Below are 17958 nucleotides of genomic sequence, written 5' to 3'. Positions count from 1 at the left end.
ACATCGGTTGGGTATCGTGACGTCGACATCGCGGATGGCGCACCAAAGGGGGTCTGGTTGAACGCGAGCACGGGCGGGACTGTCGGCGGCTACCGACTCGTCGCGCCCATCCGCGCCGACGCCCTCGGCCAGGTGTTCATCGCCGACCACTCCGCACCGCCGCGGCGTGAGGTCTTGCGGATTCTCGCAATCGACACCCGCACCCCGGAGGCGCCGTCGCAGTTCGCCCACCGGGCACGAGCGATGCAGGGTGTCATCCATCCCGGCCTGGCCGGAGTCCTGCAGTTCGGCGTCGACGCCGGCCGGGCGTGGCTGACCAGCCGTTACGTCGACGGCCATCTCCTCACCGGCGACCGACGGACCGACGCGCAGGCGCTCGCGATCGCAGACCTGATCGCCGACGCCCTCGACCATGCCCACCGTCGTCACCTGGTCCACGGGGACCTCGCGCCGAATCAGATCCTGCTCGCCTCCGACGTCGCGGCCGGGTCGCCCGGCAGCGCCGTCCTGCTCGACCTCGGCGTGATCGGCCTCACCGGACGTCCCACACTCGATCCGCTGGCGGGAACCGCGATCTACACGGCACCGGAGGTCATCGGCGGGCAGACCGCCGGCCCGGCCTCCGACCAGTACTCACTCGCCTGCATCCTCTACCAATTGCTCACGGGTACAGCACCTTTCATCGGATCATCGGATGCGGAGGTGATCGACGGCCACCTCCATCGGCCGGCACCGCCGCTGAGCACCCACCGGCCCGACCTCGCTGCCGCCGACCGGGTGTTCGGGCACGCCCTCGACAAGGCACCCACCCGCCGCTATCCGGACTGCCGGTCGTTCGTCGCCAGTGTCGCTGCGGTACTCGGCGGTTCCGGCGCGGCGGCGCCTTCCGTTGCACCCGAGGCGGCACCGTCTCTGCGTGGACGTGGCCAGTCATCGACGCCCGCACCCGCGCCCACGCCGGAGGCGGCACTCGTGCCACCGCCATCCGCGCCCGCACCGAGACACATCACGGAGCCGGCCTCCACGGCGCCGGGCGCCGTATCAGGGGCAACCATCACTCCGCCGACCGGTCCTGCCGCGTCGCCTCCCACGCTGGTGCCCACCGACACGACGCCTCCACCACCGGTGCCGTCGGCGTTCACCGAACCTCCGCGTACGCCCGCGACCGCGCCGCCGGCGAGCGAACCGCCGCCGACCTCCGCGTCGTCGCAAGCCCTCTTCGCCGCTGCGGCGACACCATCGGGGACGACCTCGCCCGAGGCGCTACCCCCGCCCGCCGACCGCTCACCCGGCCCGGAGCGTCTCGGCCACACCTATCCCGGCAGCGCAGCCCCGACGGCACCGAACCCCGACGCCGCCACACCCACGCCGCGCCGTCGGCCGCGACGCGCACTGGCGATCGGCCTCGGCGTCCTGGCCGCGGTGCTCGTCGCGGCCATCGCCGTGGGCGCCACCCTGCTGGTCCTCGGCGACGGCTCCGGTGACCTGACCCAGGTGACGGCCACGACGCTGTCGACCGGACACGGCACCACGTGCACCATCCGCGACAAGCAGGCCTACTGCTGGGGTGATGCGGCGGACGGCAAACTCGGGACCGGTGCCACCTCACCGGCGATGACGCCGGTGAAGGTCGAGGGACTGACCAACGTCACCGCCATCGCGGTGGGCTGGACGTCGGTGTGCGCGGTGGCCGACGGTTCACTGTACTGCTGGGGCGGCAACGCCGACGGCCAACTCGGTGACGGCAGCGTTACCGACCACCCGACCCCGACCAAGGTCCGGGGTCTGACCCACGTCACATCGGTCACGGTCGGCTCCGACGTCAGCCTGTCGGGCAACGACATTGCCACGACGTCGACGGTCTGCGCGGTCGCCGACGGCGGCGCGTACTGCTGGGGCGCCAACACCCATGGCCAGATCGGCAACGGCACCACCGACCCCAGCAATGTCCCGACCAAGGTCCGGGGCATCTCCGATGTCACCGCGATGACCACCGATTCCGCCCAGACCTGCGCGTTGACCCGCCCGGGGGACGTGTACTGCTGGGGCGACAATCGGCAGGGCCAGTTGGGCGACGGCACGATGACCGATCAGCGGTCCCCGGTCCGTATTCCGAACGTGTCGTCGGCGACCGACGTCGCCACGGCGGTCGGCACCACGTGCGCGGTCAGCGACGCCGCCCTGTGGTGCTGGGGCAACAACACCTACGGCCAGATCGGCGACGGGACACGACGACTCACGCGCGTGCCGACACAGGTGGCCGGGATATCGAATGTCCGCAGCGTCGCCCTGGGAGGCCAGACCATCTGCGCCACCACCGACGACGCACCGTATTGCTGGGGCAACAACAACAGCAACGCGGCGGTGAAGGACCCGCGCGGGTACCTGCTGACACCGACCAAGGTCACCGGCATCACCGGAACGGCGACAGCGGTGACGACGGCGGCCGCGACGACCTGCGCCGCCACCGAGGAGTCGGTGTACTGCTGGGGCTACAACCAGGACGGTGAGGCCGGTATCGGTTCCGCCGACTACATCGAGTCGCCGACCGAGGTCGCGTTCTGATGCGGGCCGACACGCTGCGCTCGGTGGTGCGGCCCTCGCCGGTGGTGCGGACTGAGGGGATCCGGTAGAGATGGCGCAACTGGAGATCGGCAGCTCCTTCGCGGGCTACCACGTCCTGGACAAACTGGGTTCCGGCGGCATGGGGGCGGTGTATCTCGTCGAGCACCCGCACCTGCTGCGCCGCGAAGCCCTCAAGATCATCTCCCTGTCCGTCAGCGACAACACCGAGTTCCACCAGCGCTTCGTCAACGAGGCCCGCACGGTGGCGATGCTGAACCATCCCGGGATCGTCGCCATCCACCACTACGGCGTCACCGACGACGCCCCGTGGTTCACCATGACCTACGTCGACGGCACCGACCTGACCCACGGCGGGCTACCCGACACCGATGTCGCCACCATCGCCACCCGGGCGTCGGCCGCGCTGGATTACGCCCACCGCCACCAGGTCATCCATCGCGACATCAAACCCGCCAACATCATCTGCACCCGCGAACCCGACGGCAGCATCGACCAGGTCGTCCTGCTCGATTTCGGCATCGCCAAACTCGCCGACTCTACCCGGATGACCGCCACCCACGCGTTCATCGGCACACTCGCCTACGCCGCGCCCGAGATCATCGACGGCCACCCCGCCGGACCGGCATCCGATCAGTACTCGCTGGCCTGCACCATCTACGAACTCCTCACCGGCCGTGCGCCTTTCGACGCGCCCACCCCGTCGGCCATGATGGCTGCCCTGCTCGCCAAACCCGCGCCGCCGATCTCGACCCTGCGTCCGGACCTCGCGGCCCTCGACCCGATCTTCGAGCGGGCCCTGGCCAAAGACCCGACGCAGCGCTACCCCGACTGCGCCGCCCTCGCCGGCGAACTCACCACGGTCCTGGCCGCCTCGTCCGGTCAGGGTCCCGCAGCCGACTCCGTCCCACTCACCTCGGGCACCTTCGGCGCATCGGTGGCCGCGTCGCCCGTACCCGATGCACCCGCACCCGGTCTGATCGACGGCAACGCCCCGACCGTCGAATCGCGTGACCGGTCGCCGCATCGTCGACGCAACTGGCTCCTGGCGGCGGCCGCCCTGATCGTGGTGGCCGTCCTCGCCGTGGCCGCCACCGTGTGGGCGACGCACCGGTCCGATTCGTCGCCGGTGGACGCGGTGGCCGCTCCGTCGTTCACCGACATCTCCGTCGGGGTCTTCGTGTCCTGCGCCATCCGGGACCGGGAGGCGTACTGCTGGGGACAGAACGATCACGGCCAGTTGGGCGACGGCTCCAACAGCAACCAGACGACGCCCACCAAGGTGGTCGGCATCACCGATGTCACCGACATCTCGGCCAGCGGCAGCAGCGTCTGCGCGGTGGCCTCCGGTGAGGCGTATTGCTGGGGAACCCTGGACAACATCCGGACCCCCACCAAGGTCCCGGGCATCAGCGACGTCACCGACATCTCCACCAACGGGTCGAGTTTCTGCGCCATCGCCGGCAGCTTCCTGTACTGCTGGGGCACCAACACCGAGGGGTAACTCGGCGACGGCACCACGACCGCGCGCACCGCACCCACCAAGGTCGAGTCACTGCAATCGGTCACCGATGTGTCCGTGGGCGACGAGACGACGTGCGCCATCGCCGACAGCGACGCGTACTGCTTCGGACACAACGAGCAGGGACAGATCGGCGACGGCACGCGGGTCAACAGGCTCACCCCGACCCCGGTGAAGGATTTCACCTATCCGGCGGCGATATCGTCCGGCGACACCTTCGACGACGGGACGACCTGTGCGCGCCGATCCGACGATGCCGCGTATTGCTGGGGGGACAACACGTCCGGGGCCATCGGCGACGGCACGACGACCACTCGGCTCACCCCGGTGACGGTGTTGCCGGACACCTTGTCGGTCGTGACCGGCTACGGGGCGACCTGCGCGATCACCACCGCACGAACCCTCAAGTGCTGGGGAGACTCCCGCGGGCCGCGAGGCTTCGACGATCAGCTGACCCCCGCCGATGTCCCGGGTCTGAAGAATGTGACAGCGGTGTCGATCACCAGCGGAACCTCCTGCGCCATCGCCGACGACGACATCTACTGCTGGGGACTCAACAGCTACGGCGAGATCGGCAACGGAACCACCGACTCCGTACGGACGCCGACGAAGGTCACCTTCTCCTGACGCGGGATCATCCATTCGTGATCAACCTGTAGCCCCCCTCGAATTGCAACATAAGTGACTGATGTAGTTCAGTGGGACTATTGTGACTAAAGTTTTCAGACCTCGCCCCACAGTCGGCGGCTATCGTCGCCGCCGGACCCTGCGTCGTATCGGCGTGGCCACGCTCGGCGCGTCGGCGGCCATCGCCTTCCTCGGAGCGGGAACGGCCTCGGCCGACCCGATCGACGACATCGCCGGCGCTATCGCCGGGCAACTGCCCAACTCGTCGTCGGAGCTCGGTGGGCTTCAGGATCTGCTCCCCGCGATCCCCGGGCTGGGCGATCTGCTGCGCCCCGACGGCGCACCCGGAACCACACGTTGCACCTCGGTCATCCAGATCGGTGACTCCACCTCGGTCGGCGTCGATGACACCTCCCACGTCCCCACCGCCGCCGACACCCTCTCGGCACAGTACAAGCGCGTGGGTGCGACGACGGTCGAGCTCGACGCCGACGGTGGCCGCTCGATCGTGGAGAAGCTCAACGGACGCCCGAACGCCGACGACGCCGTGGCCGCCCATCTGGCCAAGGGACAGCAGGGCTGCTGGGTGATCGCGATGGGTGTCAATGACGCCGCCAACATCGCGGTCGGCAGTTCGGTGGACGCCGATGCACGAATCGACCGCATCATGGGTCAGCTCCAGGGCCGGCCGGTGCTGTGGCCGACGGTCGCCACCTCCGACCCGAGCAATCAGGCCTACGACGCCGCGGCGATGACGTCGTTCAACAATGCGTTGCGTCGGGCGTCGGTGCGGTATGCGAACCTGGCCGTCTACGACTGGGCGGCGGTCGCCCAGCCGGGCTGGTTCGCCGACGGCATCCACTACACCGCCGCCGGTACCGCCGAACGCAACCGTCGCTTCGCCGACGCGCTGGCCACCGCTTTCCCTCCCGGAACAGGTGCCACACCGACGGTGAAATGGGTCGCGGGCTGAGTCCTCGAGACCCTTGCGGATGCAAAGGACCTCCGCATCGAAAACCTTTGTGACACACTCTGATTTCGCGAATCGGACAGACCTTCACCCGTCCGGACGACAGTCCCGTGACGGCGCTGTGGAATTGTCGGCGGACATGGCTACACTGATCGGCTGGTGCACCCTTTCGGCGCACCTGGACACAGTTGTCACCCCCGCCCGCCTCCAGAACGAAGCCGCAGTCTGCCCGTATGCCACGTCCCACCCACAAGGGGTCCACGTACCTCCCCGCACTCGACGGCCTCCGCGCGCTCGCGGTCGGCTTCGTCGTGCTCTACCACCTCCACGTCCCGGGATTCTCCAGCGGACTGCTGGGCGTCGGGGTGTTCTTCACCCTCAGTGGATTCCTGATCACGTCGCTGTTGCTGGCGACGCGGGCACGCACCGGCGGCTTCGAACTCAAACGTTTCTGGCTCGCACGTGCGCGCCGACTCATCCCGGCGGTGTTGCTCGTCCTGGGCACCTCGCTGATCGCGGCCGCGATCGCGATGCCCGACAAACTCGCGAAGTTCTCCTGGCAGGCGCTCTCGGCCCTGTTCTACGTCAACAACTGGTACAACATCGGATCGTCGGACTCCTACTTCGACAGGTTCAGCGGACCGGGCCCGTTCGATCACCTCTGGTCGCTGTCGATCGAGGAGCAGTTCTACCTGTTCTGGCCGCTGCTCCTGGGGCTGCTCCTGCTGGTCTTCAAGAAGCGGATCTGGGTCACCCTGGTGATCCTCGCCCTGGCGCTGGTCTCGTTCCTGCTGCTCAACGGCGTGGCGCACGCCGGCTTCGACAACACCCGCGCCTACGAGGGCACCGACACCCGCGCCGGCGGACTCCTCCTCGGAGCGGCGTTGGCGTTCTGGTGGCCGGCCCGCGCCCGGACGGTCAGCCACAATCAGCGCTGCACCATCGACGTGTTCGCACTGGCCGGACTGGGTCTGATGGTCTACCTGATCGCGACCACCCCCGACGGATCGCTGTCGCTGTATCAGAACGTCATCGCGCTCCTGTCGATCGCAACGGTCGCGGTCCTCATCGCCACGGTGGTACCGGAATCGCTGGTCGCGACGGTGCTGGCGATCCCACCACTGCGATGGATCGGTGAACGCTCCTACGGCATCTACCTCTGGCACATGCCGATCATCGCGTTCATGCCGGCGACCTTCCGGTCCGAGAAACCCGTGACCACCGGCATCATCGTCGTCGTCACGACGCTGATCCTGTCGTCACTGTCCTGGCGGTACGTCGAGGACCCGATCCGACGTCAGGGTTTCCGCAAGGCCTTCACCACTCCCCGCGATCCAGAAGACACACTCATGAACCACTTCCTGGCCTGGTTGATCGCCCTCACCACCCGCTTCACCGGATGGCTGGACGCCCTCCAGCAGCGCGTCGAAGCCCGCGCGGCGCAGACCGCGACACCGGAGATCGTGACCCCGGACACCGCCGGTCCCCTCGCGCAGGCCACGTCGTCGACCGCACCGGAGACGGTCCCGGCGACGTCGGGCTGGCAACTCGGCGTGCCCGGCGACACCGCGCCCGAACCGGCCGACGTCAGCACCGGCGAGAACTCACCCACCGGAGACCCCACACCGGCCGAGGCACCCGATCCGATGGAGGTCGAAACGCTCTCGTCCGCGGACATGCCCATCGACGTCGAAGCCGCACTCGACGAGGGCTACCTCTCGGCCACCGAGACCGTCGAAACCCCGGCCGTCTCGCTCACCAAGGCCGAACCCGACGCACCGGCAGACGAAGCACCAACGGACGACGACGCCACCGCCGAGATTCCGGTGGCCCGCGCCGCCGCCGATGCGGACCTCGAGGAGACCGCGACCGTCGATGACGCAGCCGTCGATGACGATGCCACGATCGAGATTCCCATCATGCGGGTTGTCGACACCCCGGACTCGATGAGCAGTGAGCCGAGCAGCGCGGCCGATCACGCCCCGTCTGACACCGGCGAAACCCTCGGCGGTTCCGAACCGACACCCGCGGTCGGACCGACCGACGCCGACACGGTCCAGATCCCGGTCGCCATCGACGTGGAGGCCGCGCTGGACGCCACCGATTTCGTGGCGAACGAGCAGCCGGTGAACGACGCCCCCGTTCTCGAAAGCCCGGTTCACGAGAGCCCGGTTCACGAAAGCCCGGCCTCCCCGGCCGACGCCGAGACCGCCCGCATCCCGGTCGCGCCACCCCGACCCGGTCAGCCGCCGCATGGTCCGCACGGCCCGGCTCCGTCGACACCGAGTCTGCGGCGACGTCGCCGGCAGTCGCATCTGATCATCTCGATCGTCGTGGTCGCCGCGCTGGCGGTCGGCGGACTCGTCGCGCTCGGCGGACTGCATGCCGACACCCCGGATTCGCTGGACAATGCGTCCCTGGCCGAGGATCTCCCGACGACGCCGTCGACCCGACCGGCCGGGCCACTGCTGCCGGTCACCCAACGCCGCACCAGCTGCACGACGGTGATCCACATCGGTGACTCGACATCGATCGGTATGAACGACCCCGACAACCTGCCCAACCCCGCCGACCGGATCGCCGGACGGTACCGGGCAGTCGGTGCGAAGAACGTCATCACCGACATCCAGGGCGCCCGGTCGAGCCTCGAACTGGTCAACGGCGAGCCGAACGCGGTGACCGCGATCCAGGGTCACCTGGCGCGCGGCGAACGTGGCTGCTGGGTGATGGCGATGGGAATCAACGACACCGCCAATGTGGAGGTCGGCGGCCAGGGACCGGTCGACATGCGCATCGACCGGCTGCTCGGCCCCCTGAAAGACGAGCAGGTGCTCTGGCCGACGGTGATCACCAGCCCGTTGAACCAGAATCCGGCGTACAACAATGCCGCCATGCAGCGGTTCAACAAGGCGCTGCTCCGCGCCTGCAAGCGCTACCCGAACCTGCGTCTGTACAACTGGGCCGCCGAGGCGCGTCCCGACTGGTTCAGCGACGGCATCCACTACACCCCGGCCGGCTACATCCAGCGCGCCTACCGATTCTCGATCGCCTTGGCGTCGGTGTTCCCGGCCACCGACGCACCGCCTCAGGGATGCCTACTCGAGTCGTCGGGCGTGCAGACGATCCCGCCGTCGCCGACACCGCGTCCCGCACCGACCAGCCCGCAGACCGCAACGCCGCCCCGCCAGGGCTGACCCACCGGGTTGCGTCGCGAGCGAAACCCACTGTCCCCCATTAGGATCACCCATGAACGGGGCCTGTCCCCCGCGTGATCGACAGGGCCGGAAGCCGATGATGTCGCGAAGGTCGCAGCGGTCTACACTTTGACCGGCCGCTGCCGCGAACCAACCCTCGTCTCGAACCACCCAACGCCGACGTGTCCCCGGGGGCCACACCCATCAACGATTTCCTGCTCGCCCTGCTCACCGTGGTCAATCGTCTCGTGTCCTGGTTGACCGGCGTACAGGCACGTCATCTGGCCCGGCGCACCGAGGCCGCCACGGTCACCGGCACCTCGGAGCCGGTCGTCACCGCTCCCGCCGCCGAACAGGCCCATGAGCTCGTCGGAGCCGGTGTCGGACCCGCCATCAGCGGATATCCCCCGCCGCCGGTCCCATCGACGTCGCTCGTCGACGACGATGAGTCGGACCCGGCAGTCGATTTCACGACTGCCGACGATCCGGCGCCCACCACCGAGCCGGACGCCACCGAACCTGACACCACCGAGCCGGACACCACCGCGTCGCCCACCACCGACGCGGAATCAGCACCGACGCTCGAACGCGACGACGCCATCGGGGTCCCCGACACAGCGCCGTCGGTAGGCGATCCGGACGCGGCAACGCCTGCGAGTGATCCGGCCGATCGTTGCGCCCACGATGATTCTCAGGGCGAGCTGTCCACGCCCGGGAGCGACGTCGCCGACGACCACGCCGACACTCACACCGACGCCGACGCCGACGCCGACGCCGACTCGGATGAAACCCCGGCCGACGACACCGGCCCCGAGACGGATGCTCGGGTGGAAGTCCCGATGCTCGCAGTCGCCGCCGAGGCCACCGACGACGACCACATCACCGCCGACCACATCACCGACGACATCACCGCCGACGAGGCCGACGAGGCCGCCGACGAGGCCGAGGTCGACGCCTCGGATTCCCGGGTCGGAAACGTCGCCGAACCAGCCGACGACCTGGCCCCGATCCCGGCGCCGATCCCGATGATGCGACAGCGACGCCGAGAGTTGATGCCGCCCCTCGGTGCCCGACCGGACACGCCCGTCCCGGACTCGCCGCTCGCCGCCACCGCCGTGGAAGCCGACGCCGCCACCGAACCCTTCCCCGTCCACGTCGACGAGCCGGCCACACCCGCCGCGGCCGTCGCCGCCGAGACCGAGCCGGCCCCGCCCACCCCCGTGGCGCCGGGTCGCATCCGGCATGCGCTCGCCCTCGACGGTCTGCGGGGTATCGCGGTGCTGTCGGTGGCCGTGTATCACTTCTACGGACCCGCGATGCCCGGTGGATATCTCGGCGTCGACATCTTCTTCGTCCTGTCCGGGTTCCTCATCACCTCGCTGTTGGTGCGCGAGCGCGGCGCCACCCACGCCACCTCCCTGTCGCGGTTCTGGCAACGGCGAGCGCGACGCATCCTGCCCGCGGCGATCACCGTCCTGGTGATCTGCACGGCGGTCGCCGGCCTGATGGGCGGTGACGTCGCCGTCGCACTGGTCAATCAGTTCCTCGGGTCGGCGTTCTTCGTCAACAACTGGGTACAGATCGCCCAGTCGCACAGCTACTTCGCCGACACCTCACCGCAGATCTTCATGCACTATTGGTCGCTGGCAATCGAGGAGCAGTTCTACCTCGTCTGGCCGTTGGCGTTCATCGCGATGCTGTGGCTGCTCCGGCGCGCTCGACTGCGGACACGGCTGCGCACCATGGCGGTGGTCGCGGCCGGCCTCGCGTCGGCGTCGGTGGCGGCGATGGTGCTGCTCTACGACCCGAGCACCGACCCGAGCCGCGTCTACTTCGGCAGCGACACCCACTCCTTCGGGCTGCTCATCGGCGTGGTGCTGGCGCTGCTGGTCACCACACCCGACGCCGACGCCCACGACTCGTGGCCGCGACGGGTCGGTGCCCGTGCGGCGACCGTGATCGGGTGGACCCTCGCACCGTTGGCCTTTGTCGGACTCGTCGTCCTGTTGTTCACGCTTCCCGACACGGCGCCGATCACCTATCGCGGCGGCCTGGTGGCGGCGAGCATCCTCACCGCCTGTGTCGTCCACAACGCCATCCGCGACACCGGACCGGTGGCGGCGTTGCTGCGCATCCGGGTCCTGCGGTGGCTGGGCGAGCGGTCGTTCAGCCTGTACCTGTGGCATTGGCCGGTCGTGGTGTTCCTGCGGCAATGGCTCGACGGCGGCAACGCCCGCGCCCACGAGGCGTGGCCCGACTGGGCGATCGGCATCCTCGCCGGCGTGGTCACCCTGGTCCTGTCCGAGATGTCCTACCGCTGGATCGAGACACCGTTCCGACGCCGCGGTTTCCGTGGCGTGCTTGCCGGCCTCGGTTCGTCGGAACGCGTTCCGTCCCTCGCCGCCGCGATGGCCGCGTCGATGGCCGTGGTGCTCTTCGCCGGCGTGTCCCTGGGGACCAGCCCGGCCAAGTCGCAGTTGGAGACCCAACTCGAAGAGCTCGCCCGACTCCAGCAACAAGCGAATCTTGTTGCACAGCAACAACCTCCACCGCGTCCGACGCCTGTCGCCCCGACCCTGCCGGCCGGTCGGGACATCACCGGCATCGGCGACTCGGTGATGCTCGCCTCGTCGCAGGCCCTGATCGCCCGATTCCCCGGGATCTACATCGACGCGCAGGTCTCCCGCCACTATTCCGGCGGCGAGGGCGTCATCCAGAATCTCGCCGCCACCCGAGCGCTACGCAAGTACGTGGTCCTCGGATTCGGCACCAACGGGCAGGCGTTCGACGGTCAACTCGACCGCATCCTGAAAGAGATCGGGCCCGGCCACAAGATCATCCTGCTGGTTCCGTTCGGTCCCGTCGACGGCATCCCCCAGGCGGCGCAACAGGTCCTGCGCTACGCACCGCGACACGCCGACGTCTTCCTCGCGCCGTGGTGCCAGGCGGCCGCCGCGCACCCGGAGAATCTCGGGCCCGACGACGTCCACCCGATCGGGCCGGGCACCTGGATGTATGCCGACGCCGTGACCGCCGGTCTACGTCAGGCGGTCACCGGGCAGCGGGATCGCTCGATCTCCTGCCCGATCTGAGTCCGGTCGACGCCCGGACCCGCCGACCGGTCAGCCGGTCACCCACCGGGTCGACGGGGTGGCGCCCGCACCGGGTGGATAAGCGACCGACAAGGCATCGGCGAACCCGCGGTTGCGCTCGGCGGTTCCGGCCGCGGTGTAGTGGATACCGTCGCCACCGAAGTCGTCGGCACCGGCGTGTCCGGCCCAGTCGTAGACGGCGAGATTGCCGTATCGGGTGGTCGCATCGCGCAGCGCGGTGTTGAAGGTGGCCATCGCGGCCGCACCGAAGGCCTGGTTGCTCGGGTGGGATGAGGTCACCGTCGGCCACAGCACCGGCTGGCCCTGCAGTTGCGTCATGATGCGATCGATCCGTTCGGCGGCCCCGATCCCGCCACCGGCGATGGCACCGGCATCGTTGACACCCATCGCGATGACCCAGCATCCGCGCTCACCGGCGGCGAGACGCGATGCGACGGCGTGTTCGGCGTCGGGTGACGGTCCGCCCACGACGGCCCGGCCGCTCACCGCGTCGACCGTGACCTTGGTGGCACCGATCCGGCGGTATTGCGCGGTCGCGGTGTCCCCGGCGGTGGGCAGCATCGCCGCATTGTCGGCGGCCACCGATGTCGAGTCACCGATCTGGATCACCGTCGTACACCGTGAGGTGCCCTCGCCCCGCTGTGTGATTCCCTCCGGCGTGGTTCCCTGCAGGGTCCCGAGGAGCCCGTCGACCACGCCCGGCAGATCCTGCAGACCCGGCAGATCCGTCGTCGACGACCCGCTCGGCAGCTGGGTGAGAATCCCGGAGAGGTCATCGAGCGGCTCGGCGCCGGCAGGTCCGGTGCCGAGCACGGCCAGCGCGACGCCGGCACCGATCGCACCGAGACCACCCCTGGCGATGATCCGGTGACGAGTGAACTGAGAACGGAAAAATTTCATCACAACAGTCACACTGAACTACACCAGTCACTTCTGTCGCAACACCTGGCGGGCTACGAGTTGGTCAAGAACCGAGGAGATCCGGACCGGACGGAACCGGGACGCCCGAGCCCGGGATCAACCCAGCGTCGCGAGGGCGCGGTCCCAGACCGCCTCGGTGCGCGCCTCCCCCGGCCCGACGACGTCGGCGAACACGATCCGTCCGTCCGCGTCGACCACGAAGGTGCCGCGATCGGCGTATCCACGCTCGGCGCTGAACACCCCGTAGGCCCGCGCGACGGCACCGTGCGGCCAGAAGTCCGAGAGGATCGGGAAGAGAAATCCCTGCGTGGACGACCACACCTTGTGTGTCGGTGGCGGCCCGACCGACACGGCAACCGTGGTGAGGTCGTCATTGCTGAACTGCGGGAGATGGTCGCGGATGTAGCCGAGTTCGCCCTGGCAGGTCCCGGTGAACGCCAACGGGAAGAACACGATCAGCACCGAGCGACCCTCACCGAGCAGTCGCGACAGCGACACCCGCTGATTGTTCTGATCACGCAGTTCGAAGTCCGGTGCGAGATCACCGACCTCCAGGGGAACACGCCGGTCTCCGACCGCGACGTCGGAGGCCAGGCTGTCGGCGTCGTGGACGGCCGGATCGCTCATTGCCGCTTGCCGGCCCGCGACTTCGGCTGTACCAGACGAGAACCCGACCAGTCACCCAGACTCACCACGTTGGTCTGCGTCAGTCCGGCAGTCGGGGCGGCCTCGGCGATCTCGCTCGGGTCGACGTAACCGGTATTGCCGGTCTTCGGCGAGAACACCCAGACGTACCCGTCGTCGGCGAGTGGGGTGATGGCATCCATCAACCGGTCCACCAGGTCACCGTCATCGTCACGCCACCACAACACCACCACGTCGATGACGTCGTCGGCGTCCTCATCGAGCATCTCGGCGTCGATGGCGTCCTCGATGTCGGCCCGCAGGTCGTCGTCGGTGTCGGTGTCCCAACCCAGTTCCTGGACCACCATGCCGGGGTCGAACCCCAGCTTCTGTGCACTGCTGCCGTCGGAGCCAGTGCTCCCTGAGGCGGCTACCACCGCGCGAGACCTCCTGAGGTGTGAGTGTGTGCCTGTCGGCTGTTTGGAAACAGCGTAGTGCACCAAGGGGTGGTTCACCGAGATGAATTCGCGGACACGGCGATTTCCTCGCGCCCGCCACGCGTCCGGGTCAGCGGGTCGGCGTCGGCGTCGCGGCGGCGCTCGGCGCGCCGGACAAGCCCGGCGGCGTGGGCAGATACTCGGCGCACACCGTCAGCACGGACTGCTTGTCACGCGTCCAGGTATCGGCAATCGGGTTGAGGCCCACCAACTCCCGACGGGCGATCGCCTGGCCGAGTCGATCCGAACTGGCGAGGAAGGCGTTGACGGGGTCGGTCACCGTCGCCGGAATCGACGCCGCGACCTCCGCCCGGATCTGATCGGCACCGGCGATGAGACTGGCCCGCGCCCGGTCGTCGAGATCGCCGACACGATCGTAGGACTGCACGTCGTTGAGCTTGTCGACGAAGGTGTTGTAGCCGCGGACCATCACCACCATCGACGACATCGCCTGACGGCACAGCGCCACCGTCGACTCGCGTTGCGCGGCCGCCGCCGACGCGGACTGCTCCGACGAATACAGGGAGACCTCGTCGGAGTCGGCGCCCGGCGAGCCCGGGACCGTCGTCGCACAGGCACCCACCATCAGCAGAGCACCCGAGCAGACGCACGCCACGACCAGACGCACCGGCCGCGACGCACCCGGGTGAACCCGTTGATGGCGCACAGCCTCTCCTTACTCGTCGGTAATCGAAGTCGAACGCTACCGCAGGTCAGTGGGTTCATGCCGAAACCCACGCAGCCGGTGCCAACCGAACCGTCATGGGGCACGATGGGAAACGGATTCCGTCAGCGTCGACAACCATTCGCCGCGCGGAGCCCGCGTGTCATCGACTGCCGGGCACCACCCCGTCCCGGCCCCGATCGAGGAGTAGGCATCACCGTGACCGAACAGGCAGAGACGACCGAGCGTGCAGCGACGACCGAGCAGGCGACCACGGACGTCAGTGCGACCAATGGCGTGGCGGCCTCCGGAGGGCCGCAGGGACCCCGCGTGCGTGTCATCCGCGAGGGTGTCGCCTCGTATCTGCCCGACATCGACCCCGACGAGACCAGTGAATGGCTGGAGTCCTTCGACAAGCTCGTCGAAGAACAGGGCCCGGCCCGCGCCCGCTACCTGATGCTGCGCCTCCTCGAGCGCGCCGGCGAGAGCCGCGTCGCCATCCCGTCGCTGACCTCCACCGACTATGTCAACTCCATCCCGACCGAGAGCGAGCCGTGGTTCCCCGGCGACGAGCAGGTGGAACGCAGCTTCCGCAATTTCCTGCGCTGGAACGCCGCGATCATGGTGCATCGCGCCCAGCGTCCGGGTGTCGGCGTCGGCGGCCACATCTCGACGTACGCGTCGTCGGCCGCCCTCTACGAGGTCGGTTTCAACCACTTCTTCCGCGGGATCGATCACGCCGGCGGTGGCGATCAGATCTTCATCCAGGGACACGCCTCCCCCGGCATCTATGCGCGGGCCTTTCTCGAGGGCCGCATCGGCCCCGAGCGGATGGACGGTTTCCGGCAGGAACACAGCCACGCCGGCGAGGGCGGCGGACTGCCGTCGTATCCGCATCCCCGGCTGATGCCCGACTTCTGGCAGTTCCCGACGGTCTCGATGGGCCTCGGCCCGATGAACGCGATCTATCAGGCCCGGTTCAACCACTACCTGCACGATCGCGGCATCAAGGACACCGCCGACCAGCATGTCTGGGCGTTCCTCGGCGACGGTGAGATGGACGAGACCGAATCGCGCGGCTTCGCCAGCTTCGCGGCCACCGAGGGCCTGGACAACCTCACCTTCGTCATCAACTGCAACCTGCAGCGCCTGGACGGACCGGTCCGCGGCAACGGCAAGATCATCCAGGAACTCGAGTCCTTCTTCCGTGGCGCCGGCTGGAACGTCATCAAGGTCATCTGGGGTCGCGAGTGGGACGCGCTCCTGCACGCCGACCGCGACGGCGCCCTGGTCAACCTGATGAACACCACCCCCGACGGCGACTTCCAGGGCTACAAGGCCAACGACGGCGCGTTCGTCCGTGAGCATTTCTTCAACCGCGATCCGCGCACGAAGGAACTCGTCAAGAACATGAGCGACGCCGACATCTGGAAGCTCAAGCGCGGCGGCCACGATTACCGCAAGATCCACGCCGCCTACGCCGCGGCGATGGCCCACAAGGGGCAGCCGACGGTGATCCTGGCCCACACCATCAAGGGCTACACGCTCGGCAAACACTTCGAGGGCCGCAACGCGACCCACCAGATGAAGAAGCTGACCCTCGACGATCTCAAGGCCTTCCGCGACTCGACCCGCATCCCGATCAGCGACGCCGAGCTCGAGAAGGATCCCTACCTGCCGCCGTACTACCACCCCGGGATGGACGCCCCGGAGATCGAGTACATGCTCGACCGGCGCAAGCAGCTCGGCGGCTTCCTGCCGGTGCGCCGCACCAAGGCCAAGGCGCTGAAACCCGACGTCAGCGGCGCACTGAAGACCGCGGCCAAGGGTTCCGGCAAACAGCAGGTGGCGACCACCATGGCACTGGTCCGGATCTTCAAGGAGTTGTTGCGCGACAAGCAGATCGGCAAGCGGATCGTGCCGATCATCCCCGACGAGGCCCGCACCTTCGGGATGGACTCGTGGTTCCCGACGCTCAAGATCTACAACCGCAACGGACAGCTCTACACCTCGGTCGACGCCGAACTGATGCTCGCCTACAAGGAGAGCTCCGAGGGTCAGATCCTGCACGAGGGCATCAACGAGGCCGGTTCGGCCGGATCGTTCACCGCGGTCGGCACGTCGTATGCCACCCACGACGAGCCGATGATCCCGCTCTACATCTTCTATTCGATGTTCGGGTTCCAGCGCACCGGCGACAGCTTCTGGGCGGCCGGGGATCAGATGGCCCGCGGCTTCGTCATCGGCGCCACCGCGGGGCGGACCACCCTGACAGGTGAGGGACTGCAGCACGCCGATGGGCATTCGCCGCTGCTGGCGGCCACCAACCCGGCCGTCGTCGCCTACGATCCGGCGTTCGCGTTCGAACTCGGCCACATCATCGCCGACGGCCTGAAGCGGATGTACGGCGAGCAGCCGGAGAACATCTTCTACTACATCACCGTCTACAACGAGCCGATCAGTCAGCCGGCCGAACCCGAGGATCTCGACGTCGAGGGCGTCCTCAAGGGCATCTACAAGTTCGCCCCGGCACCGGAGGGCAAGCAGTACCCGGCCAACATCCTGGTCTCCGGCGTGACGATGCCCGACGCCCTCAAGGCGCAGGGGATGCTCGCCGAGGACTGGAACGTCGGCGCCGCGGTGTACTCGGTGACGTCGTGGTCCGAACTCGCCCGCGACGGTGTCGAGGTCGACAAGGCCGCGGTCCGCAACCCCGCCGACGACCCCGGCCAAGCCTACGTCACCAAGGTCCTCGGGCAGTCCGACGGTCCGTTCGTCGCGGTCAGCGACTACATGCGGGGCGTCCAGGACCAGATCCGCGCCTACGTGCCGGGCACCTATCTGACGCTGGGCACCGACGGCTTCGGCTTCTCCGACACCCGTCCGGCCGCCCGGCGGGTGTTCAACGTCGACGCCGAGTCGATCGTGGTCGGCGTGCTGGTCGCGTTGGCCCGCGACGGCCACATCGACACCTCGGTGGCCGCGCAGGCCGCGGAGAAGTACAAGATCACCGACGTGACCGCCGCGCAGGTGTCCTTCGCCGACACCGGCAGCGCATAGGTCTCCACCGAACGAAACCCTCGACGCGCCGCGGTGCGGGCCGGTGCCCTCACCGCGGCGTCGTCTCGACGCGGGCGGTTCTCGCTGACGCTGCTCGTCCACATCCACGCCCACGCTGCACAGACCGCGCCGACGAGCGGTGACCGCGCCGACGAACACCACCCGCGTCCGCGAGGCGATCGG

Annotated in this window: 11 protein-coding genes; 7 read left to right on the top strand and 4 right to left on the bottom strand. The window is 68.6% G+C overall.

The window, feature by feature from the left end; translation table 11 throughout:
• Nucleotides 1–57: 57 nt before the first annotated feature.
• From ABLE94_RS02850 to ABLE94_RS02825, 6 genes are all read left to right on the top strand, one after another.
• A complete protein-coding gene (locus ABLE94_RS02850; protein ID WP_348808020.1) occupies nucleotides 58–2565 on the top strand; it encodes a protein kinase domain-containing protein in 2508 nt (835 codons plus the stop codon).
• Between the two features lie 70 nt (nucleotides 2566–2635).
• Complete coding sequence (locus ABLE94_RS02845; protein ID WP_348808019.1) at nucleotides 2636–4087, top strand: protein kinase domain-containing protein; 1452 nt, start codon at nucleotides 2636–2638, stop codon at nucleotides 4085–4087.
• Nucleotides 4088–4156: 69 nt separating this feature from the next.
• The gene (locus tag ABLE94_RS02840) at nucleotides 4157–4732 is read left to right on the top strand and encodes an RCC1 domain-containing protein (protein ID WP_348808018.1); all 576 of its coding nucleotides are present in this window, start codon (nucleotides 4157–4159) and stop codon (nucleotides 4730–4732) included.
• A 154-nt stretch (nucleotides 4733–4886) separates the two neighbouring features.
• The gene (locus ABLE94_RS02835; RefSeq protein WP_348804182.1) at nucleotides 4887–5705 is read left to right on the top strand and encodes an SGNH/GDSL hydrolase family protein; all 819 of its coding nucleotides are present in this window, start codon (nucleotides 4887–4889) and stop codon (nucleotides 5703–5705) included.
• A 230-nt stretch (nucleotides 5706–5935) separates the two neighbouring features.
• A complete protein-coding gene (locus ABLE94_RS02830) occupies nucleotides 5936–8896 on the top strand; it encodes an acyltransferase family protein (protein WP_348808017.1) in 2961 nt (986 codons plus the stop codon).
• A 182-nt stretch (nucleotides 8897–9078) separates the two neighbouring features.
• Entirely contained in the window at nucleotides 9079–11988 is a 2910-nt protein-coding gene (locus tag ABLE94_RS02825; RefSeq protein WP_348808016.1) for an acyltransferase family protein, read from the top strand.
• Nucleotides 11989–12018: 30 nt separating this feature from the next.
• Here ABLE94_RS02825 and ABLE94_RS02820 read toward each other — a convergent pair whose 3' ends face one another.
• From ABLE94_RS02820 to ABLE94_RS02805, 4 genes are all read right to left on the bottom strand, one after another.
• The gene (locus ABLE94_RS02820; protein ID WP_348808015.1) at nucleotides 12019–12909 is read right to left on the bottom strand and encodes an SGNH/GDSL hydrolase family protein; all 891 of its coding nucleotides are present in this window, start codon (nucleotides 12907–12909) and stop codon (nucleotides 12019–12021) included.
• A gap of 117 nt (nucleotides 12910–13026) precedes the next feature.
• A complete protein-coding gene (locus tag ABLE94_RS02815; RefSeq protein ID WP_348804186.1) occupies nucleotides 13027–13557 on the bottom strand; it encodes a peroxiredoxin in 531 nt (176 codons plus the stop codon).
• Nucleotides 13554–13991 carry a DUF3052 domain-containing protein gene (locus ABLE94_RS02810; protein ID WP_348804187.1) on the bottom strand — a complete coding sequence of 146 codons (438 nt, stop codon included), beginning with the start codon at nucleotides 13989–13991 and terminating at the stop codon, nucleotides 13554–13556. Before ABLE94_RS02810 ends, ABLE94_RS02815 begins: the two co-directional genes overlap by 4 nt.
• A gap of 130 nt (nucleotides 13992–14121) precedes the next feature.
• Complete coding sequence (locus tag ABLE94_RS02805; protein ID WP_348808014.1) at nucleotides 14122–14718, bottom strand: Rv2240c family protein; 597 nt, start codon at nucleotides 14716–14718, stop codon at nucleotides 14122–14124.
• Nucleotides 14719–15012: 294 nt separating this feature from the next.
• Between ABLE94_RS02805 and aceE the strand changes: the two genes are divergently transcribed.
• Nucleotides 15013–17775 (top strand): pyruvate dehydrogenase (acetyl-transferring), homodimeric type, encoded by a 2763-nt coding sequence (gene aceE / locus ABLE94_RS02800; protein WP_425476131.1) that lies wholly within the window; start codon nucleotides 15013–15015, stop codon nucleotides 17773–17775.
• Nucleotides 17776–17958: the final 183 nt, after the last annotated feature.

Origin of the sequence: Gordonia sp. VNK1, from assembly GCF_040049135.1 — a bacterium.
In the GTDB taxonomy this organism is placed as follows: domain Bacteria; phylum Actinomycetota; class Actinomycetes; order Mycobacteriales; family Mycobacteriaceae; genus Gordonia; species Gordonia oleivorans.
The sequence above is the reverse complement of the archived record's forward strand: the minus strand, read 5'-3'. Positions and strand labels throughout refer to the sequence as shown.

Coding starts and splice junctions, on each gene's coding strand:
- ABLE94_RS02845 (WP_348808019.1), top strand. CDS start 2,636: ATGGCGCAACTGGAGATCGGCAGCTCCTTCGCGGGCTACCACGTCCTG.
- ABLE94_RS02830 (WP_348808017.1), top strand. CDS start 5,936: ATGCCACGTCCCACCCACAAGGGGTCCACGTACCTCCCCGCACTCGAC.
- ABLE94_RS02820 (WP_348808015.1), bottom strand. CDS start 12,909: ATGAAATTTTTCCGTTCTCAGTTCACTCGTCACCGGATCATCGCCAGG.
- ABLE94_RS02815 (WP_348804186.1), bottom strand. CDS start 13,557: ATGAGCGATCCGGCCGTCCACGACGCCGACAGCCTGGCCTCCGACGTC.